At 74.0% G+C, this 19,335-nt stretch carries 18 protein-coding genes; 12 read left to right on the top strand and 6 right to left on the bottom strand.

What is annotated here, in order from left to right; all coding sequences use genetic code 11:
• Both AC1UE4_RS14030 and AC1UE4_RS14025 read right to left on the bottom strand, forming a co-directional pair.
• Positions 1–1,371 (bottom strand): DHA2 family efflux MFS transporter permease subunit, encoded by a 1,371-nt coding sequence (locus AC1UE4_RS14030; RefSeq protein ID WP_482917848.1) that lies wholly within the window; start codon positions 1,369–1,371, stop codon positions 1–3.
• Between the two features lie 118 nt (positions 1,372–1,489).
• Positions 1,490–2,158: a TetR/AcrR family transcriptional regulator gene (locus tag AC1UE4_RS14025; RefSeq protein WP_482917847.1), complete on the bottom strand. Its 669-nt coding sequence runs from the start codon at positions 2,156–2,158 to the stop codon at positions 1,490–1,492.
• Between the two features lie 70 nt (positions 2,159–2,228).
• Here AC1UE4_RS14025 and AC1UE4_RS14020 point away from each other — a divergent pair, with 70 nt between their 5' ends.
• The 7 genes from AC1UE4_RS14020 to AC1UE4_RS13990 all read left to right on the top strand — a co-directional run bounded on the left by AC1UE4_RS14020 (position 2,229) and on the right by AC1UE4_RS13990 (position 10,068).
• Positions 2,229–4,388 (top strand): MMPL family transporter, encoded by a 2,160-nt coding sequence (locus AC1UE4_RS14020; protein WP_482917846.1) that lies wholly within the window; start codon positions 2,229–2,231, stop codon positions 4,386–4,388.
• 91 nt (positions 4,389–4,479) lie between these two features.
• The gene (locus AC1UE4_RS14015; protein ID WP_482917845.1) at positions 4,480–4,719 is read left to right on the top strand and encodes a hypothetical protein; all 240 of its coding nucleotides are present in this window, start codon (positions 4,480–4,482) and stop codon (positions 4,717–4,719) included.
• A gap of 23 nt (positions 4,720–4,742) precedes the next feature.
• Positions 4,743–6,404 (top strand): DEAD/DEAH box helicase, encoded by a 1,662-nt coding sequence (locus AC1UE4_RS14010; protein ID WP_482917844.1) that lies wholly within the window; start codon positions 4,743–4,745, stop codon positions 6,402–6,404.
• 50 nt (positions 6,405–6,454) lie between these two features.
• Entirely contained in the window at positions 6,455–7,276 is an 822-nt protein-coding gene (locus tag AC1UE4_RS14005) for a 3-hydroxybutyryl-CoA dehydrogenase (protein ID WP_482918249.1), read from the top strand.
• Positions 7,277–7,403: 127 nt separating this feature from the next.
• Positions 7,404–8,045: a response regulator transcription factor gene (locus AC1UE4_RS14000; protein WP_482917843.1), complete on the top strand. Its 642-nt coding sequence runs from the start codon at positions 7,404–7,406 to the stop codon at positions 8,043–8,045.
• Positions 8,042–9,580: a PAS domain-containing protein gene (locus AC1UE4_RS13995; protein WP_482917842.1), complete on the top strand. Its 1,539-nt coding sequence runs from the start codon at positions 8,042–8,044 to the stop codon at positions 9,578–9,580. Before AC1UE4_RS14000 ends, AC1UE4_RS13995 begins: the two co-directional genes overlap by 4 nt.
• Before the next feature lie 131 nt (positions 9,581–9,711).
• The gene (locus AC1UE4_RS13990; RefSeq protein ID WP_482917841.1) at positions 9,712–10,068 is read left to right on the top strand and encodes a response regulator; all 357 of its coding nucleotides are present in this window, start codon (positions 9,712–9,714) and stop codon (positions 10,066–10,068) included.
• Here the strand turns inward: AC1UE4_RS13990 and AC1UE4_RS13985 are convergent.
• Entirely contained in the window at positions 10,062–12,143 is a 2,082-nt protein-coding gene (locus tag AC1UE4_RS13985) for an ATP-binding protein (RefSeq protein ID WP_482917840.1), read from the bottom strand. The genes AC1UE4_RS13990 and AC1UE4_RS13985 overlap by 7 nt on opposite strands.
• Before the next feature lie 248 nt (positions 12,144–12,391).
• On the opposite strand from AC1UE4_RS13985, the gene AC1UE4_RS13980 reads away from it, so the two are divergent.
• Genes AC1UE4_RS13980 through crcB (AC1UE4_RS13965) form a run of 4 tightly spaced genes read left to right on the top strand, consistent with a single transcriptional unit; the run spans position 12,392 to position 14,273 of the window.
• Positions 12,392–12,700 (top strand): ArsR/SmtB family transcription factor, encoded by a 309-nt coding sequence (locus tag AC1UE4_RS13980; protein WP_482917839.1) that lies wholly within the window; start codon positions 12,392–12,394, stop codon positions 12,698–12,700.
• Positions 12,697–13,521 carry an SRPBCC family protein gene (locus tag AC1UE4_RS13975; protein ID WP_482917838.1) on the top strand — a complete coding sequence of 275 codons (825 nt, stop codon included), beginning with the start codon at positions 12,697–12,699 and terminating at the stop codon, positions 13,519–13,521. Before AC1UE4_RS13980 ends, AC1UE4_RS13975 begins: the two co-directional genes overlap by 4 nt.
• A 24-nt stretch (positions 13,522–13,545) precedes the next feature.
• Positions 13,546–13,911 carry a fluoride efflux transporter CrcB gene (crcB, locus tag AC1UE4_RS13970; protein ID WP_482917837.1) on the top strand — a complete coding sequence of 122 codons (366 nt, stop codon included), beginning with the start codon at positions 13,546–13,548 and terminating at the stop codon, positions 13,909–13,911.
• The gene (gene crcB, locus AC1UE4_RS13965) at positions 13,908–14,273 is read left to right on the top strand and encodes a fluoride efflux transporter CrcB (RefSeq protein WP_482917836.1); all 366 of its coding nucleotides are present in this window, start codon (positions 13,908–13,910) and stop codon (positions 14,271–14,273) included. Before crcB (AC1UE4_RS13970) ends, crcB (AC1UE4_RS13965) begins: the two co-directional genes overlap by 4 nt.
• A gap of 3 nt (positions 14,274–14,276) precedes the next feature.
• On the opposite strand, the gene AC1UE4_RS13960 is transcribed toward crcB (AC1UE4_RS13965), so the two are convergent.
• The gene (locus AC1UE4_RS13960) at positions 14,277–15,194 is read right to left on the bottom strand and encodes a TolB-like translocation protein (protein ID WP_482917835.1); all 918 of its coding nucleotides are present in this window, start codon (positions 15,192–15,194) and stop codon (positions 14,277–14,279) included.
• Positions 15,191–15,526: a hypothetical protein gene (locus AC1UE4_RS13955; RefSeq protein ID WP_482917834.1), complete on the bottom strand. Its 336-nt coding sequence runs from the start codon at positions 15,524–15,526 to the stop codon at positions 15,191–15,193. The genes AC1UE4_RS13960 and AC1UE4_RS13955 overlap by 4 nt, the downstream gene beginning before the upstream one ends.
• A gap of 122 nt (positions 15,527–15,648) precedes the next feature.
• Here AC1UE4_RS13955 and AC1UE4_RS13950 point away from each other — a divergent pair, with 122 nt between their 5' ends.
• Positions 15,649–18,936: an ABC transporter substrate-binding protein gene (locus AC1UE4_RS13950; protein ID WP_482917833.1), complete on the top strand. Its 3,288-nt coding sequence runs from the start codon at positions 15,649–15,651 to the stop codon at positions 18,934–18,936.
• Here AC1UE4_RS13950 and AC1UE4_RS13945 read toward each other — a convergent pair.
• A complete protein-coding gene (locus AC1UE4_RS13945; RefSeq protein ID WP_482917832.1) occupies positions 18,933–19,277 on the bottom strand; it encodes a hypothetical protein in 345 nt (114 codons plus the stop codon). The genes AC1UE4_RS13950 and AC1UE4_RS13945 overlap by 4 nt on opposite strands.
• Positions 19,278–19,335 lie beyond the last annotated feature (58 nt).

Genomic DNA, 19,335 nt, shown 5'->3' with positions numbered 1-19,335 from the left:
CTAGGCGGTAGCCGCCGCGTCGCGCTCGAGGCGGGCGGCGGTCCGCCATGCCGACTGTCGCGCGCGATCGCTCGTGGCCAGCGCGCCGAGCACGAGCACGAGCGCTCCGAGGCCGGCCAGCGTCAACCACGCGGCGGTCATGCCGGCGCCGCCCGGGGCCCGCGTCCCCGACGCCACGATCGCGCCGACGATCGCCACGCCGATGGCTTGGCCGAACTGGCGCGACGTGGTCGCGATGGCTGCGGCCACGCCGGCCTGTGCGATGGGCATGCCGGACACGGCCGCGTTCGTGATCGGCGCGTTCACGAACCCGAAGCCGATCCCGAACACGAGGTACGCGGCGACGAGCCACGCGAACGACGTGGCCGGCCCCGCGTCGGCGAGCATGCAGGACGCGACCACGAACGCCGCACCGGCGATGAGCAGGGGCGTGCGCGGGCCCCCGCGGCCGACCATCCGCCCGGAGAGCGGGGAGAGCAGCACGATCATCAGCGCCACCGGGACGATCGCGATCCCGGCCTCGACCGGGGAGAGCGCGCGCACGTCCTGCAGGTACAGCGTGGTGAGGAACAGGAAGCCGCCGAACGACGCGAAGGCGGCGACCGACAGCGCGATCGACGCGGAGAACGGGACGGAACGGAAGAAGCGCAGGTCGACGAGCGGCTGCGCGCGGCGTGGCTCGTAGAGCGCGAGGCCGACCGCTGCGGAGATCGCCGCGGAGAACGCCGCCACGATGGAAGCGGACGTCCAGCCCGCGTTCGGGGCCTCGATGATCCCGTACGTCACCGAGGACATGAGCAGGACGACGAGCGCCGGGCCGACCGGGTCGAACCGGCGGGGCGACGGCGCCTTGGACTCGGGGACGAAGCGCCGCAGCAGCGCGATCGCCATCAGGCCAAGCGGGATGTTGATAGCGAAGATCCACCGCCAGCCGGCGGACGAGACGAGCGCGCCGCCGATGATCGGGCCGAGCGCCAGCGAGGCACCGAAGGCGGCGCCCCAGACGCCGACCGCCTGTGCGCGCTCGCGCCGGTCGGTGAAGGTGCTCGTGATGATCGACATCGCGACCGGGTTCATCATCGATGCGCCGACGCCCTGCAGGACCCTGGACGCCACGAGCAGCTCGATCGTCGGCGCGAGGCTGCACAGCAGCGAGGCCGTTGCGAAGAGGCTCATCCCGGTGACCAGCGTCCGCCTGCGGCCGAAGCGATCCGCCATCGAGCCGGAGAAGAGCAGCAGGCTCGCCATGACGACCGTGTAGGCGCTGACCGACCACTGCAGCCAGGAGAGGCCCGCGTCGAGCTCGTCCCCCATGGCCGGGAGGGCGACGTTCACCGCGGTGATGTCGATGCCGACGATGAGCAGGCTCATCGAGCAGATGAGGAGGATCCCGATCCGGCGTCTTCTCGAGGGTTCGGTCGCGCTCTTCGTCATCGCTGCCTCCTGACGGCCGGGCGGAATCAGTTATGAGAACATATCAATTACGATCTCATAACGTCAAGAGGCGCTCCAGGCCATCGAGGATCACGTCGAGCCCGAACAGGAACTCCCGCTCGTAGTCGTAGCCGGCCTTCGCGACGTGGCCGCCGACGACCTCTACGAGGTGCGGGTAGTCGCCGAGGACGGCCTCGTACTCGTCCATCTGCCGCCGGGCGGAATCCGCGAAGTCCTCGGGCGTCTCGGGCGTCATGTCGGTCTGCTGGAGCGCGAAGCCGTAGATGTACGCGTCCTGGACCGACATCGCGGAGACGGTCATCTCGACGGAGAACCCGGCGGCGCGCAGGCACCCGAGCACCGCGTCGTGGAGGCGGAGGTTCGACGGCCCGTGGGTGCCGCGCCCCTCCATCTCGCCGACCGCCCACGGGTGGCGGCGCAGCGCGGCGCGCGTCGACACGGCGCGCTTGCGCAGCTCCGCCTTCCAGTCGCCGCCCGCCGCCGGCGCGTCGATCTCGGAGAAGACGAGGTCGATCATCCCGTCGAGGAGGTCGCCCTTGTTGGCGACGTGGTTGTAGAGGGACATGGCCTCGACCCCGAGCTCCTTGGCGAGCTTGCGCATCGACAGCTCCGCCAGGCCGCGCTCGTCGGCCAGCGCCATCGCGGCGCGCAGCACGCGCTCCCGGCTGAGTCGCGTTCGTGTCGCTGTTGACGGCCTTGACATGACTTACAGCGTAAGTGTACCGTTCTCGCTCGCAACTTACAGCGTAAGTACAAGCCGAAGGGAGCACGACATGACCAAGCGCAGCGCGATGACGGTTCTCACCCGGTGGGTGCTCGGCCACAAGAAGGTCGTCGTGGCTGCGTGGGTCGCCCTCGCCGTCGCCGGTGTTGCGGCGATGGGCCCGGCGAACAGCTCGTTCCAGCAGCAGTTCGACATCCCCGGCAAGGAGGCGTTCGCCGCGAACAGCCGGATCGTCGAGACCTACGGCAGCGGCGGCGACAGCGCGCCGCTCGTCCCGGTCGTCACGTTGCCCAAGGGCACGACCGTCGCCTCGCCCGGCGTCACACGCGACCTGGCGAGAGCGCTCGACAAGATCCGGGCCGCCGTGCCCGGCGCGCGCACCGCGTCCTACGCCTCGACGCACGACGACGCGTTCGTCTCGCGCGACGGCCGCACGACCTTCGCGCTCGTCGCGATCCCCCCGACAGGCGGCGTCGACCCCGGCCAGGCCGAGGCACGCGCGGCGCAGGCCGCGGTCGACGGCATGACGGTCGGCGGGGCGCCGGTGCGCGTCACCGGCCTCGACGCGCTGCGGGCGGACGCGGCGCACGGCGGGAAGAGCGGGGGCGCGAGCATGGCCGTCGAGGCGCTCATCGCCGGCGTCGGCGCGCTCGTCGTCCTCGGGCTGGTCTTCGCCTCGTGGATGGCGATCGTCCCGATGCTGATGGCGCTCGTCGCCATCCCCACGACGTTCCTCGCCGTCTGGCCGCTCGCCTCCGCGACCGACGTCTCGGTGATCGTGAAGTTCCTCATCGCGCTCGTCGGCCTCGCGATCGCGATCGACTACGCGCTGCTGGTCGTCGTCCGCTGGCGTGAGGAGCGGCAGCGCGGCGCGGCGCCGGAGGCCGCGGTCGTCAAGGCGATGGAGCACGCCGGCCGGGCCGTCGTCTTCAGCGGCACCACCGTCGGCATCTCGCTGCTCGCGCTCGTCGCGCTGCCGGTGCCGTTCCTACGGAGCATCGGCATCGCCGGGATGCTCATCCCGCTCATCAGCGTCGCCGTGGCGATCACGCTGCTGCCCGTCGTCCTCGCCACGATCGGCCCGCGCCTCGACCGCCGCCACGCGCGGCGCGAGGACCACGCCAGCCGCGGCTGGTCGGCGTGGGCGCGTCTCGTCGTACGCCATCGCGTGGCCGCTGCCGTGCTGTCGACCGCGGTCCTCGCCGGCCTCGTCTTCGCGGCCTCGACGATCCAGCTCGGCGACCCGCGGGCCGAATCGCTCGCCCAGTCCGGTCCGGCGCGCACCGCGCTCCAGCAGCTCGAGCGGTCGGGGATCGGCACCGGCGCGCTGTCGCCGTTCGACACGCTCGTCACCGCGGACAGCGCGGCGCGCAGGGCCGCGGCGATCGAGCGCGTCGACGGCGTGAGCGGCGTCGTCGCACCGTCCGACTGGCGGCGCGACGGCACGTCGCTGCTCGCGGTCATCCCGGCCGAGGACGGCAACTCGCCGGCCGGCCGCGCGACGCTCGACCGCGTCCGCGCCGCGGCCGGGCACGATGCCCTCACCGGCGGCGCCGCCGCGCAGAGCGCCGACTTCCTCGACGCCGTCTACGGCAACTTCGTCCTCGTCATCGCGCTCATCGCGGGCCTCACGTTCCTGCTGCTCGCGCGCGCGTTCCGGTCGATCATCATCCCGCTCAAGGCGGTCCTCCTGAACCTGCTGTCCGTCGGCGCGGCCTGGGGGCTGCTCGTGCTGGTCTGGCAGCACGGCTTCGGCTCGGACGCCGTCTGGGGCATCGAGGCGACGAACGCGATCAACGTCGAGATGCCGATCGTCGTCTTCGCGTTCCTGTTCGGCATCTCGATGGACTATCAGGTGTTCATCCTCAGCCGGATGCGCGAGGCGTACGACCGGACCGGCTCGACCGACGCCGCCGTCGTCGAGGGCATCGGCCGGACGGGCCGCCTCGTGACGAGCGCCGCGCTCATACTCGGCCTCGCGTTCGTCGCGATGAGCGCCGGCCCCGGCACGGAGGCGAAGATGTTCGCCACCGCGCTCGGCGGCGGGATCCTGCTCGACGCCACGCTCATCCGCGGCGTCCTGGCCCCCGCCGTCGTGGCCCTGCTCGGCCGGTGGAACTGGTGGATGCCGCGCCGCGCCGCCCGCGCGCTGAGAGTCAGCGAAGGTGACGCGTTGGCGCTCACTGGAGCGAACGCGACTTCCGGGTAGCTCTCCATCCGTCGCCCGGGGGATATCTCCCCTGTAGTCATCTCGTGGGGTGGGGGAGCATCGGCGCTCCCCCTGGCCAAGGAGCCCTTGGATGCAAGCCAGTCTGCCCTCCCGTCTCCAGCTTGCGGCGACGCTCGAGCTGGATCGCCTTCACCACCGCGAGCGGCGCCTCGAGCTGGTCGTGCGCGAGCTGCGTGCCCGCGCCGAGGCCCGCCGCGCGCAGTCGGGGAAGGTTCCGGGGCCGCTCGGCATGGCGCTCGAGCAGTTCGAGGCGGAGCTCCGAAGCGTGCGGGTCCGGCTGGGGCCGCGGCACACGAACATCGCGGCCTGATCGCCGGGTGTCACCCTTGGTGGGTGCCCGATGACATCACGACCTTCGCCGGCCTAGGGCTCGTCCCCGAGCTGCTCGAGGCGCTCGGCGCCCTGGGCTACGAAGAGCCCACGCCGATCCAGCGCGAGGCCATCCCGCCGCTGCTCGAGGGGCGCGACCTCCTCGGGCAGGCGGCCACCGGCACGGGCAAGACCGCCGCGTTCGCCCTGCCGATGCTGCAGCGGCTCGCCGCCGAGCCGGTCGCCGCCGCGGCGCCACGGGGCCTGGTGCTCGTGCCGACGCGCGAGCTCGCCGTGCAGGTGTCCGAGGCCATCCACAAGTACGGCCGCGCGCTGGGCACGCGCGTGCTGCCGATCTACGGCGGTCAGCCGATCGGCCGCCAGTTCAAGGCGCTCGAGCGCGGCGTCGACGTCGTCGTCGCCACGCCGGGCCGCGCAGCCGACCACGCCGGCCGGGGGAGCCTCGATCTCGCGCAGCTGAGCGTCGTCGTTCTCGACGAGGCCGACGAGATGATGGACATGGGCTTCGCCGAGGACATCGAGGCGGTGCTCGAGCGGGCGCCGAAGGAACGGCAGTCGGTGCTCTTCAGCGCGACGATGCCGCCGCGCATCGCGCGGCTCGCCGACGCCTACCTCGACGAGCCGGTCCGGATCGAGCTCGGCCGCGCGACGACCGAGCGCGGCGAGGAGCCGCTCGTGCGCCAGAGCGCCTACATCGTCCCCCGTGGGCAGCGCACGGCCGCGCTCGGGCGCGTGCTCGACGTCGAGCAGCCCTCCGCCACGCTCATCTTCTGCCGCACGCGCGCCGACGTCGACCAGCTGACCGAGACGCTCAACGGCCGCGGCTATCGCGCCGAGGCGCTGCACGGCGGCATGGACCAGGCCCAGCGCGACCGCGTGATGGGCCGGCTGCGCAGCGGCGCCGCCGAGCTGCTCGTCGCGACCGACGTCGCGGCCCGCGGGCTCGACGTCGACACGCTGACCCACGTCGTCAACTTCGACGTGCCGTCGGCGCCGGAGACGTACGTGCACCGCATCGGCCGCGTCGGGCGGGCCGGACGCGAGGGGGTGGCGATCACGCTCGCGGGACCGCGCGAGCACCGGATGCTCAAGATGATCGAGCGCGTCACGAAGCAGCCGATCGCCATCGAGAAGATCCCGACGATCGCCGACCTCCGCGCGCGCCGGCTCGAGCTGACGCGCGCCGCCCTGCACGCGAGCCTCGTCGAGGACGAGCTCGAGCACTTCCGCGTCGTCGTCGAGACGCTGGCCGACGAGTTCGACGTCGTCGACATCGCGCTCGCGGCGGTGAAGCTCGCGCACGAGGCGACCGGCGCGGCCGCCGACGAGGAGGAGGAGATCCCGGACGTGCCCCTGCCGCGGGAGCGGCCCGACCGGCCGTCGCGCCCGAAGAAGACCGGGGGCCGTCCGGGGAGCGAGGGCACCACGCGGATCTTCGTCGGGGCAGGGCGCACCGCCGGCATCCGCCCACAGGACCTGGTGGGCGCGATCACCGGCGAGTCGCGCCTCGGCGGCCGTGACATCGGGGCGATCGAGATCGCCGACCGGTTCGCGCTCGTCGAGATCCCGGACGCCGCGGCCGATGAGGTCATCGCCGCGCTGCGCGGCACCACGCTCAAGGGCCGGCGCCCGACCGTGCGGCGCGAGCGGTTCGAGCGCCGCTGAGGGGGTACGATCCCGGCGTGGTTCGCGTCGGCGTCGTCGGCTGCGGGTTGATGGGCTCCGGCATCGCGGAGGTCGCCGGCCGCGCGGGCTGCGAGGTCTTCGTCGTGGAGTCCTCGCCGGAGGCCGCGGACGCCGGGCGGCAGCGGATCGAGAAGTCGCTGGGGCGCGCGGTGCGCAGCGGCAAGCTGAGCGACGACGACCACCGGGACGTGCTCGACCGCATCTCCGTCGGCACCGACTTCGACGCGCTCGCCGACCGCGAGCTCGTGGTCGAGGCGGTCATCGAGGACGAGGCGACGAAGGTCGAGGTCTTCTCGGCGCTCGACCGCATCGTGACGGCCGACGACGCCATCCTCGCCTCGAACACGTCCGCCATCCCGATCATGAAGCTCGCGATGGCCACGCAGCGCCCCGAGCAGGTGCTCGGCCTGCACTTCTTCAACCCGGTCCCGGTCCTGAAGCTCGTCGAGGTCATTTCGTCGCTCATGACCGCCGACGAGGTGCGCGACCGCGCCGAGGCGTTCGCGCGCGAGACGCTCGACAAGGTCGTCGTGCGCTCGCAGGACCGCGCGGGCTTCGTGGTCAACGCGCTGCTCATCCCGTACCTGCTGTCGGCGATCCGGATGCTCGAGTCCGGCTTCGCCTCGGCCGAGGACATCGACGCCGGGATGGTCGAGGGCTGCGCGCACCCGATGGGCCCGCTGCGCCTCACGGACCTGATCGGCCTCGACACGACGATGGCCGTCGCGCGATCGCTCTACGAGGAGTTCAAGGAGCCCCTCTACGCGCCGCCGCCGATGCTCAGCCGGATGGTCGAGGCGGGCCTCCTCGGCCGCAAGGCGGGCCGTGGCTTCTACTCGTACAGCGGCTAGGCGCGCAGGCCGTCATCCTCTGGTTCAACCGATCAGACGGTGCGCGTCAACCACCGCTGCGCCGAACATCGAACCACCCGATCGACGTTCAGCGTAGTTGGCGGTGGATCGGGGAAGCTCAGGGCTCATGCATCGTTCCCGCACCACGGTCTTCGTCGCGGACGACCATCCGGTCTTCCGCGAGGGGCTCGTGCGCGCGCTGAAGTCCCGCCCCGAGTTCGAGCTCGTGGGGGAGGCGTCCGACGGGCGCGAGGCGCTGGGCGCGATCAAGGACCTGACGCCGGCCGTCGCCCTGCTCGACGTCAAGATGCCCGGCCTGGACGGCGCGACGATCGCGCGCGCCCTGCGCCGCGACGGCGTCCCGACGCGCGTCGTGCTCATCTCGGCGCACGCCCCCAGCGAGCTGGTCTACCGGGCGATCTCGCTCGGCGCGGCCGCCTACCTCTCCAAGGAGGCCAGCCGCGACGAGATCTGCGACACGGTCGCGGCGGTGGCGCGCGGGGAGACGAGGCTGAGCCCGGAGATCCAGGGCGAGCTCGTCCGTCAGATCCAGATGCGCGCGGTCGGCGACCGGCCGGTGCTCTCCCAGCGCGAGCGCGAGGTGCTCGAGCTCATCGCAGAGGGCCTGTCGGCGCCGGACGTCGCCAAGCGGCTGCACCTCAGCCCGGCGACGATCAAGACGCATCTGCAGAGCCTGTACGAGAAGCTCGGCGTCTCCGACCGCGCCGCCGCCGTGGCGAGCGCGATGCGCAACGGCCTGCTCGAGTGACGCGGCCGGTCCCCGAGCTCGTCGTCAGGCTGCTCGACCAGGCGGGCGTCGGGGTCGCGGTGCTCGACGGCGAGCTGCGCTACCGGTACGTCAACGATCGCTTGGCGGCGATCAACGACGCGCCCGCGGCGGACCACTCCGGGCGGACGGTCCTAGACGTGCTCGAACCCGGCCTCGGCGATCGCGTCGCGTCCCTCGTGCGCGAGGTGCTCGAGACCGGCACACCGGTGCTCTCGACGCAGGAGCACGCCGCGCGCGCCGGGCGGCCGAGCGCCCTCGACGTCAGGTACCTGCCGTTCGACGTCGAAGGGGAGCGGCTCGTCGGCGTCGTCCTGCTCGACGTCACGGCCCGCCAGCGCGCGATCTCGACGGCCGAGCGGCGCCTGCGCCAGCAGGCCGCGCTCGCGGACCTCGCGCAGCTCGCGCTGCGCGAGACGGATCTCGAGAAGCTGCTCAACGCGACGACGGAGATGCTCGCGACGGAACTGGAGTCCGAGCGGGCCGGCGTCCTCCAGTTCGCGCCGGGGCGCGACCGCTTGCGGATGGTCGCCGGCACCGGCTTCCCGCCCGGTGCGATGGAGCGGATGAGCGCCGCGACCGGCGCGGGGTCGCAGGCCGGCTTCACGCTCGAGACGAACGCCGCCATCATCACCGACGACACCCTGAGCGAGACGCGGTTCACGTACACGGAGGGGCTCCTCCGGCTCGGGGTTCGCAGCGCGATCTCCGTGCCGATCCCGGCGGAGCTGGAGCCCTTCGGCGTGCTCGGCGTGCTCGCATCGCGGCCCGGGCACTTCGACGACAACGATGCGAGCGTCGTGCGCGCCGCGGCGAACATCCTCGGCGCAGCCGTCGTGCGGCTCGCGCAGTCCGCGGAGCTGGCGGAGCTCGCCGAGCAGCGCGGCCGGCTCGTCGCCCAGGCGCTCGACGCTGGCGACCGCGAGCGCCGGCAGGTCGCCGATGTCCTGCACGACGAGGTGCTGCAGCAGCTGCTCTTCGCCCGGCTCGAGCTCGACATGCTCGACGGCGACGACGACGCGAAGGAGCGCGTGCTCGGCTCGATCGAGACCGCGACGCGAACGCTGCGCGGCGTCGTCGGCGGGCTGCATCCGGTGACGCTCGCGCACGCCGGCCTGACCGCCGCGATCGAGAGCCTCGCCGCCGAGCACACCGCGCGCAGCGGCGTGCGGATCGAGACCGAGGTCGCGCCGTCGGCGGAGGGACCGGCCGACCGGCTCGTCTTCAGCATGGTCCGTGAGCTGCTGACGAACGTGCTCAAGCACGCGGAGGCGACGGCGGCGAAGGTCGTCGTGCGCGAGGCGCAGGACGCGCTTCGCGTCCAGGTCTCCGACGACGGGCGCGGCCTGCCGGACCACGCGCTCGAGGTCGCGCTCGCCGGCGGCAACGTCGGTCTGGCGAACATCCGCGAGCGCGTGGTCGCGGTCGGCGGATCGTTCACGACGTGCGCGGGGCTGGGCGGCCGCGGCACGTGCGTGTGCATCACCCTGCCGCGCGTCGCCGCCTCCGCGCGCTGAGCCTCTCACCTACCGGCTCAGCCGATCGGTGGATGGGAGCGGGCGCCCCGGCATCCGATCTTCCCGTGCGTGGACAAGATCCGCCAGCTTCCCGTGCCCGTCGCCGGCGCCTCGTTGGTGAACGCCGGCTGATGCGGCTCTTCATCGTCGACGACGTGGCGGCGGCCCGCGCGATTGTGCGCGCGGTGGCCGAGGAGCTCGGTTACGAGGTCGTCGGCGAGTCGGAGAACGGCGCCGACGCGTGCGACGTCATCCCGTCGGTCGGGCCCGACGTCGTCGTGATGGACTGGCAGATGCCACAGATGGACGGGCTGCAGGCGACGCGCTTCCTCGTCGACCGCCTGCCCCGAATGGCGGTCGTCGCCTACAGCGCCATCGACGGCGCCGGGATCGCCAAGCACTTCGAGGAGGCGGGCGCGATCGCGCACGTCGGGAAGGGCGACATCACGCTGCTGCGCAACGTCCTGCGCGACCTCCAGCTCTACTGAGCCGCGCGCGTCGTCGCCGGGCCGCGCGGCAGCTCGACCCGGATCCGGACGCCGGACTCCGAGGCATCGATCGTCAGCCGCCCGCCGATCGCCTCGACGCGCTCGCGGCTCGACGCGAGCCCGATGTGGCCGGCGCGCAGCGCCTCGGCCGGCCGGTCGGGCGCCATCCCGCGACCGTCGTCGGAGACCTCGAGCACGACGTCGTCGCCCTCGTCCGCCAGCCGCGCGACGACGAAGGTCGCGTCGGCGTGCTTGGCCGCGTTGTGGACGAACTCGCGCAGGAGCGAGAGCACGAGCTCGTCGACGTCGCTCGGCACGTGGTCGCCGATCACGAGCCGGTGCCCGAAGCCCGCGCGCTGCCCGCCCTGCTCGAGCACCGAGCGCATCCGCTCGGCGAGGTCCTGGGCCGCCGCCGCGGCGGGGTGCAGGTCGCTGACCGCGTCGCGCAGCCCGCGCATCGCGGCGTCGATCGCCGCGCGGGCGCGCGGCCCCGCCTCGGCGTCGAGGGTGAGCTGCTCGAGATCCAGGCGGGCGGCGTAGAGCTCCTGCAGCGCGTCGTCGTGCAGCGCGTCGGCGATCTGGCGGCGCATGCGCTCCTCGGCATGCAGCACCTCGACGAGCAGGAACCGGCGCGCCGCCGCGAGCTGCTCGACCTCCTCCGCGCGCGAGCGCAGCTCCCGCTCCGTGCGCTTGCGCTCGCGCAGGTCGTGGTGGACGACCGCGGTGCCGATCGGCCGGCCGGTGAACGGGTGGCGGATCGTGAAGGCGTCCATCGAGACGGGGATCGCCTCCCCCGTGACGGCGTGGCGCAGGGTCGTCTCGCCCATGTAGCTGCCCTCGCGCCGGGTGGCCGGCCCGGAGACCGCGGTGAAGTGCTCGAGGCCCTCCTCGGTGAAGCAGTCCATGTACGTGCGCGTCCGCGCGTCGTCGACGCTGTCGAGGCCCAGCAGCCGCCGGCCGCCGCCGTTGAGGTACGCGATCCGGCCCTCGAGGTCGACGATCGCGATGAAGTCGTCGACGAGCTCAACGACCGTGGCCAGGCGCTCGTTCTCGATGAGCTGGCGGACGAGCTGGGTGCGGGCGTCGACGTTGGCGAGCGCGACGCCGCACAGCTCCGCGCAGCGCTCGACGCGGCGCCCGGCGTCGGGCGGCAGCGCGCTGCCCTTGTCGGCGGCGACGACGACGACGGCCCGCGGGTCGTGGCCGATGAGGATCGGCGCCGCCCACCAGACCTCGCGGTCGAGGATCACGCGGTCGACGGCGGGCGCGGTGGCGTCCGGGTCGCCCTGCTGGAGCAGGCCGCGGCGCCCGATCACCTCGGCGGCGAGCGCGAGCTCGGCGTCCGCGGTCGTCACGCCCTCGGGCCAGGTGCCCGCGACGCGCAGGCCGTCGTCCTCGAGGGCCACCACGGCGCCGGCCGCGGCTCCCACCACCTCGGCGCCGGCGCGCGCGATCATCGCGTAGACGGCGTCGGCGGGGGCCTGCTGCAGGACGAGCCGCGCGACGTCCATGAAGGCGGCCTGCTCGAGCGTCTGGGACTCGAGCTGCGAGCGGTCCTCGGCGCTCGCCACCGCGAGCGCGCACAAGTCGGCGAACGCGTCGATGCCGTGCTCGGAGCCGGGCGGCAGCCGGTCGGGATGGCTTGCGCCCGCATAGACGACGCCCCACAGCTTGCCCTCGAGGCGCACCGGCGCGCCGATCACGACCGCCATCCCGATCGCCTTGATGCGCCGGGCGGCGTCGCTCGGGTCGCTCTCGTACTCGGCGGCTCGCAGCGGGCGCGCGTGCTCACGGATGCCCGCCGCGAGCATCTGCGGCTCCACCTTGAACCGCGCGCCACGCAGGAACGTCTGGGCGCCCGGCACGCTGCTGCCGCCGACGACCACGATCTCGTCGCCGTCGAAGCGGAACACGGCGCTCGACTCGGCGCCGAGCACCTCGATGATCTCGTCGGCGATGGCGCCGGCGAGGTCGGCCGCAGGCGCGCCGTTCGCGGTCAGCACGGCGAGACGCCGCATGGCGCCGAGCAGCACGTCGTCGGGAACGCCCTTGTCCCCGCTGTGCGCGGTCGTCACGACGTCCCTCTCCGGTCGTGCACTCGGGGAAGGATCGTAGACGCGAGCGCGGCCGGTGCGGTCCGCAGTCCGGGGCGGAGGCCGGAGCTCCCCCGCCCCGGGACACGGAGCACCCCATCGAGGGGGTGTACGGAGTACCCGCCGCGCATGCTCCCCGCGGCGCCGGGCAACGCCAATCCACCGATCGGGGGGTCGTGCGGGTGACGAAGCACGTTGACAACGCATAACCGACCGGTAATGTGTTGCGCGTGTCCGCCGCCGCGTACGCCGCGATCGCCGAGCCGTCCCGCCGCCGGATCCTCGATCTGCTGCGCGAGCGCGAGCGGCCGGTGGGCGATCTCGTCGCCGACCTGCACCTGAGCCAGCCCGGCGTCTCGAAGCACCTGCGGGTGCTGCGCGAGGCCGGCCTGGTCGAGGCCCGCGCGGAGGGGCGGCAGCGGCTCTACGCGCTGCGCCCCGCGCCGCTCGCCGACGTGGACGCCTGGCTGGCGCCGTACCGCGAGCTGTGGGAGCGGCGCCTCGACGCTCTGGAAGCGCACCTGAAGGAGAACCCGTGATCGAGATCGAGCGGCATCTGCCGCACTCCGCCGAGCGCGTGTGGCGCGCCATCACCGAGCCCGAGGAGCTCGCGATGTGGTTCGTCGCGCCGGTGTCGTGGACGCCGGCGGTCGGCGAACGGATCGATGCCTTCGGCCAGTCGGGCGAGGTCACCGAGGTCGAGCCTCCGCGCGTGCTCGCGTGGACCTACGGCGTCGAGCGGTACCGGTTCGAGCTCGAGCCCGACGGCGATGACGCCTGCCGGCTGCGCTTCTTCCACCTCTCGGATCCGAAGATGGGCCCCGAGGAGCAGCATCGCAAGGGCTGGCTCATCTACTTCGGCCGGCTCGACGGCTGGCTGGGCGGTGCGCCGGTCGGCGAGGTCGAGGCGCACGTCGCGCTGCTGGAGGAGGGGCCGTCGGTGCGGCTCGAGCGGCATCTCGACGCGCCGGTCGAGCGCGTGTGGCGCGCGCTGACGGAGCCGGAGGAGCTCGCGCACTGGTTCCCCGACGGCAACGTGCCGGAGGTCGTCGTCAGCGATCCGCCGCGCATGATCGCCTGGGACTTCTCCGGCGATCGCGTGCGCGTCGACCTCGCGCCGGACGGCGACGGCTGCCTCCTGCGGCTGACGCACGCGTTCGACGAGCGCGAGGTCGCGGCGCGCAACGCCGCCGGCTGGGACCGCTGCCTCGCGCGCCTCAAGGCGCTGCTCGGCGGGACGCCGATGGACGAGGCCGCGTCGCTGCGCGACTGGCCCGCGGTCCACGAGCTGCTCGCCGACCGCTGGGGCCTCGATCCCGAGATCGGTCGCCGGGCCTTCGCGCAGCACCCCGCGACGTAGGACCCGCGCCGTACCCTCCCGCGGGTGCTCGGCGCGATCTTCCTCGGAGGCTTCGCCGGTGCGATCGCGCGGGCGGGACTGGTCGAGGCGCTGCCGCACGATCCCGGCGCATGGCCGTGGGCGACGTTCCTCGTGAACGTCGCCGGGGCGTTCCTGCTCGGCGCGCTCGCGACGCGCTGGCCCGCGTCGCGGTGGCGCCGGTCGCTGCTCGGGACGGGGCTCTGCGGCGCGTTGACGACGTTCTCGACGCTGCAGCTCGAGCTCCTGCGGATGCTCGACGACGGCGACGCCGGGCTGGCGGTGGGCTACGCCGCGGCGAGCATCGTCGCCGGGCTGCTCGCCGTCGTCGTCGCGGAGCGCTACGTCCCCGAGGAGCCGGTGCCCGCGTGAGCCCGGGCGTCCTCCTGCTCGTCGGGCTCGTCGGCGGCGCCGGGGCGTGCGGCCGGTTCCTCGTCGACGCCGCCGTCGCGCGACGCACCGGCGGCCGGCTGCCGGTCGGGATCTTCGTCGTCAACGTCACGGGCGCGTTCCTGCTGGGGGTGCTGTTCGGCGCGGCGGTCGACGGCGACGCATGGCGCGTCTTCGCCACCGGCCTGCTCGGCGCGTTCACCACCTTCAGCACGTGGATGCTCGAGTCGCATCTGCTCATCGCGGGCGGACGGCCGCGGGCCGGCGCGGCCAACCTGGTGGTCAGCCTGATCGCCGGCCTGCTCGCCGTCTGGCTCGGCCGCGAGCTGGGCGGCCTGCTGTGACGTTCAGCCTCCGTTGCGCTCCCGGGTGCTGACGAACACGTCGCCGGTCGGCGGCGCGCCCGGCGCGCGGCCGAAGTAGAGCGTCGTCCCGTCGCGCGACAGGGACGGGCGCGTCTCCGCCGCGGGCGTGTTCACCGCCGGACCGGCGTTCACCGGCGTGGACCAGGGGGCGGTCACCCGCTCGCGCGACGCGCTCCAGATGTCCTGGGTGCCGGCGCGGTTGGAGGCGAAGACGACCTCGAGGCCGTCGCGGCGCACGTTCGGCTGGATGTCGGCGGCGGCGCTGTTGAGCGCCGTCACCGGCGTGCCCGGACCGAACTCGCCGTTGCGCAGCTGATCGCTCACGACGATGTCGGGGCCGCTCGAGAAGTACAGCGACGGCCCGCCGGTCTCGAGGTACGACGGTCCCATCTCGTCGAGCGCGGTGTTCGGCCCTCCCTCGCCGGCGCACGGGAAGTGGCGCGGCGCGCCGTAACCGTGGACCGGGTGTTCGCGGGTGTAGTAGAGGTCGGCTCCGCCGCACACGCCGGTGCCCGCCCGCCGGCTGACGAAGAAGAGCCCGCCGGCTCGCACCGGCGTCGGGCAGAAGTCGTCGGCCGTCGAGTTGACCTCGTCGCCGAGGTTGCGCGGCGCGCCCCACGGGGCGTCACGGCTGTCGCGCTCCGCGACCCAGATGTCGATGTCGGTGCGCAGGTCACCCGCCGAGCGCGGGCGCGTCGACGCCAGGAAGAGGCTGAGGCCGTCGGGCGACTCGATCGGGCAGCCGTCCTGCCGGTCGGAGTTGAGCGCGTCGCTCGTGCCGGGCACCGACTCGGCGTTGACCGCGGTCGACCACGGCCCGTAGGTGGGCGCCGCGGACGCCGCCGGCGCGGTCGCGCCCGCGAGCGCGAGCACGACCAGCGCGAAGGAGGCACGCTTCACGACGCACCGCCCGGGGTGTCGAGGCGGTGGTGGCGCGCGACGGTCAGCGCGGCGCCCGTGGCGAGCAGCACCATCGCGGCGGCGATCGCGGCGCCGATGACGGCCGAGCCCCAATCGAAGCCGGACTGCTCGTCCGCCTCGACGACGACCGACGGGGCGGCGACCCGGACGGGCTGCGACGCGCGCTCGGCGGCGGTCGGCGGCGGCGCGACCTCGATGACCTTCGGGTCGGACGGCGTCAGCGGGTAGTCCGGCATCGCGCTCGCGGCGGGCGCCGCGACGGCGGCGGCGACGAGAGCGATGGGAAGGAAGCGGGTGATGCGGCGGGTCATGACGACCTCCGTTCGATGGACGCCGCCGTTGTCTCGCAGCCCGGTCGAGGCCCGGTCTAGATCCGGTCTACCGCGAGGAATAGGGTCGGCTCTGCGGCATGGACGTCCACCTGCTTGGGCCTGTGGAAGTGCTGGTCGAGGACCAGCCGGTGACGCTCGGCGCGACGAAGCAGCGCGCGCTGCTGGCGATGCTCGCGCTCGAGGCGGAGCACACGGTGCCCGCCGACCGGCTCGTCGAGGGGCTGTGGGGGGAACGGGTCCCGCCGAGCGCCCACAAGATGGTCCAGCACTACGTCTCGCAGCTGCGGCGCGTGCTCGGCGGCAACGGCGCGGCGATCGTGACCCACGGCCGCGGGTACGAGCTGCGCCTCGGCGGCGGCGTGCTGGACGTCGCGCGGTTCGAGGACCTCCTCGACCGCCGCGACCCGCGCGGGGCGCTCGGGCTGTGGCGCGGCCCGCCGCTCGCCGACGTCGCGGACGAGCCGTTCGCGGCCGACGAGATCCGCCGCCTCGAGGACCTGCACGACCGGGCGATCGAGCTGGCGCTGGAGGCCGACCTCGAGGCGGGCCGCCATCGCGAGGCGCTGCCCCAGATCGACGCGCAGCTGCGGCACGTGCCGCTGTCGGAGCGCCTGCACGCACTGCGGATGCTCGCGCTGTACCGGTCGGGCCGGCAAGCCGACGCGCTCGAGGCCTACCGCGCGGCGCGCCGCGCGCTAGTCGAGGAGGCCGGCGTCGAGCCGGGCGCCGCGCTGCGCGACCTGCACGAGCGGATGCTCCGCCAGGACCCGGCGCTCGATGCGCCCGCGGAGCGGGTCGTGGTGGAGACGCCCGGTGCGGTGGCGCCCGCGCAGCGGGTCGTGGTGGAGAGGCCCGCGGAGGTGGCGCCGGCGGAGAGCGGCCGCGGGTGGCGGCGGCGCCCCGTCCTCTTGGCCGTCGCGGCCGCGTTCCTCCTCCTCGTCGCCGCGGTCGCCATCGTCGTCCGGTCGTCGGGTGACGACGGTCTCGAGCGGATCGGTGCGGACCGGGTCGGGCGGATCGGCGGCGACGGGCGGATCGAGGCGCGCTACGCCGCCGGCCGCGATCCCGGCCCGGCCGTCGCCGGCGGCGGGTCGGTGTGGGTCACCAGCGAGGCCGACCGCGCGGTGACGCGCATCGACCGCGCCGCCGACCGCGTGGTGACGATCCCGCTCGAGGCGCAGCCGGTGTCGCTCGCGTACAGCGCAGGCGCCGTCTGGGTCGCCGACGGCAGCGCGCGGCAGGTGCTCCAGATCGACGCGCGGACCGATCGCGTCGCCCGCACGTTCGAGCTGGCGAACGTCCCGCGCGCCGTCGCGACGGGGTTCGGCGCCGTGTGGGTGGCGACCGCGGTCGACGGCGGCCTCGCCCGCATCGATCCGAAGCGCGGCGTCGTCGGCCGGTCGTTGCGAATCGGTGGCAGCCCGACGGCGCTCGCTGCCGGCGCCGGAGCTCTGTGGGCCACGAGCGAGGCCGGCGGCAGCCTGACGCAGGTCGATCCCACGACCGGCGCCGCGCTGCGCCGCATCGCCGTCGGCGGCTCGCCCGTCGCGGTCGTCGTGGGCGCCGGTGCCGTGTGGGTGGCGAATCGCGACGACGGCACGGTGAGCCGCATCGACCCGGCGCGGGGCGCCGTCACCGAGACCGTCCGGGTGGGCCGCGAGCCGTCGGCGCTCGCGGTGTCCGGCGACGGCATCTGGGTCGCCAACCGTGGCGATGGGACCGTCTCGCGCATCGACGCCGCGAACCGGCAGGTCACGCGAACCGTCGCCGTCGGCGGCGGGCCGGACGGTCTTGCGGCTGACGGCAGCGGCGGCGGACTGTGGGTCTCGGCCGCCGGCGACGCCGCCGCCCACCGGGGCGGGACGCTGCGCGTGGCGCTGACCGACGAAGACGAGCCGGTGGAGTTCGATCCGGCGTCGCCCGCCACCTACATGCCGACGAGCTACCCGTTCGTCTCGCTGGTCTACGACGGCCTCGTCGCCTACCGCCGCACCGGCGGCGTCAGCGGGTCCGAGTTGGTCGCCGATCTCGCCGAGAGCGTGCCGGCGCCCGCCGGCGACGGCCGGACGTACGCCTTCCGGCTACGGGCCGGCCTGCGGTACGCCGACGGCACACCGGTCCGCGCCGGCGACGTCCGCGCGTCGCTCGAGCGCACGATCGCGCGCAACCGCGTGATCCCGCCGCTGTACGACCGGATCCGGGGCGCCGCGGCTTGTCGCAGCCACCCCGGCGACTGCGACCTCTCCGAGGGCATCGCAACCGACGACCGGACGCGGACGGTCGTCATCCGCCTGGTGCGACCCGACGCCGAGCTGCTGCACAAGCTCGCACTGCCGTTCGGCTCCGTCCTGCCGAGCAGCGCGCGGACGGCGCGCCCGGGCTCTCCGATCCCCGGCACCGGGCCGTACCGCGTCGCGCGGATCGACGCGCAGCGTGGCGCGCTGCTCGTCCGCAACCCGCGGTTCCGCTCGTGGTCGCCCGCGGCCCGCCCGCCGGCGCTGCCCGACGCGATCCAGCTCGGCAGGGGACGCGATGCAAGCGACGCGGACGTGCAGTTCGGCTACCTCTCGCAGGACGCCGCCGAGCTCGGCCGGCTGACGGCGCGGTACGGCGGGCGGGTGCGGTCCGAGCCGCTGCAGGCCACCCAGTACCTGTTCCTCAACACGAGGACGCCGCCCTTCGACGACGTGCGCGTCCGCCGCGCCGTCAACTTCGCGATCGACCGCCGCTACGTGCAGTCGCTCGTCGGCGGTGACGTCGCCGCGGCGATCACCTGCCGGATCCTGCCGCCCGGTCTGCCGGGCCACCGGCCGTCGTGTCCCTTCACGCGCGATGCGACGCCCGCCGGGGCGTGGACCGCTCCCGATCTCGAGCGCGCGCGCCGGCTCGTCGCGGCGTCGGGGACGCGCGGCGCCGCGGTGGCGGTGTGGACGTCGCCGACCTTCGGCCGGATCGGACCGTACGTCCGGGACGTGCTGCGCGAGCTCGGCTACCGGGCGCGGCTGCGCGACGTCCGCGACCAGGGCAAGTACTTCGAGGCGATCACCGGGGGGCGGCAGGACCCGCAGGTCGGCATCACCGTCTGGTTCGCCGACTCCCTGTCGCCGTCGAACTTCATCGACCCGAACTTCACGTGCTCGGGCGGAATGGCCAACCTCTCGCGCCTGTGCGATCGCCGGCTGGACGGGCTCGCCGCCCGCGCCCGGGACGCGGTGGACCCGGCCGCGGCCGACGCGCGGTGGGGCGCAGTCGAGCGCCGGCTGGAGCGGCTGGCCCCGGCCGTGCCGCTTCTGCACACCCGCCAGCTGACCATCCTCGGCGAGCGAACGGGCAACTTCCGCAACCACCCGCTCTGGGGGCCGCTGCTCGATCAGCTGACCGTGCGCTAGTGGTGGTGCGGGCCGCCGCCGTGCAGCTCGACGTCCTGCTCCCAGAGCTCGACCGACATCACGTTCTCGCTGTCGCGGACGATCGCGAGCGCGACCGCCCTCGCGGGCTCGTCGGTCGAGAACGTGCCCGACTCGTCGTCCAGGCCGGTGCGGATCATCCAGCGGCCGTTCTCGTACGGCGGCTCCTCCGCGGCGCTGCGCGCGTCCTCACCCGCGCGGCCCGACGCCATCGCGACGGTGTCGCCCGGCCCGTTCTGGAAGAGCCAGATCTGCATGGAGACGACGGTCGCGCCGTCGTCGATCGGACCGCGACCACAGGGGCCGGCGCGAAGACCGGCCACGGGCGCCTCATGCTCCGGGTCCATGAGGTGCAGAACCTCGTCGAACCGCGACACCATC

This window comes from Parviterribacter kavangonensis, from assembly GCF_056863335.1.
Note: the sequence above shows the minus strand (reverse complement) of the source record. Positions and strands in the feature narration are given on the sequence as shown.

What these genes read in the sequence shown, in the direction of transcription:
- AC1UE4_RS14030 (WP_482917848.1), bottom strand. Translation starts at nt 1,371, where the DNA reads ATGAGCCTGCTCATCGTCGGCATCGACATCACCGCGGTGAACGTCGCC.
- AC1UE4_RS14025 (WP_482917847.1), bottom strand. Translation starts at nt 2,158, where the DNA reads ATGTCAAGGCCGTCAACAGCGACACGAACGCGACTCAGCCGGGAGCGC.
- AC1UE4_RS14020 (WP_482917846.1), top strand. Translation starts at nt 2,229, where the DNA reads ATGACCAAGCGCAGCGCGATGACGGTTCTCACCCGGTGGGTGCTCGGC.
- AC1UE4_RS14015 (WP_482917845.1), top strand. Translation starts at nt 4,480, where the DNA reads ATGCAAGCCAGTCTGCCCTCCCGTCTCCAGCTTGCGGCGACGCTCGAG.
- AC1UE4_RS14005 (WP_482918249.1), top strand. Translation starts at nt 6,455, where the DNA reads ATGGGCTCCGGCATCGCGGAGGTCGCCGGCCGCGCGGGCTGCGAGGTC.
- AC1UE4_RS14000 (WP_482917843.1), top strand. Translation starts at nt 7,404, where the DNA reads ATGCATCGTTCCCGCACCACGGTCTTCGTCGCGGACGACCATCCGGTC.
- AC1UE4_RS13990 (WP_482917841.1), top strand. Translation starts at nt 9,712, where the DNA reads ATGCGGCTCTTCATCGTCGACGACGTGGCGGCGGCCCGCGCGATTGTG.
- AC1UE4_RS13955 (WP_482917834.1), bottom strand. Translation starts at nt 15,526, where the DNA reads ATGACCCGCCGCATCACCCGCTTCCTTCCCATCGCTCTCGTCGCCGCC.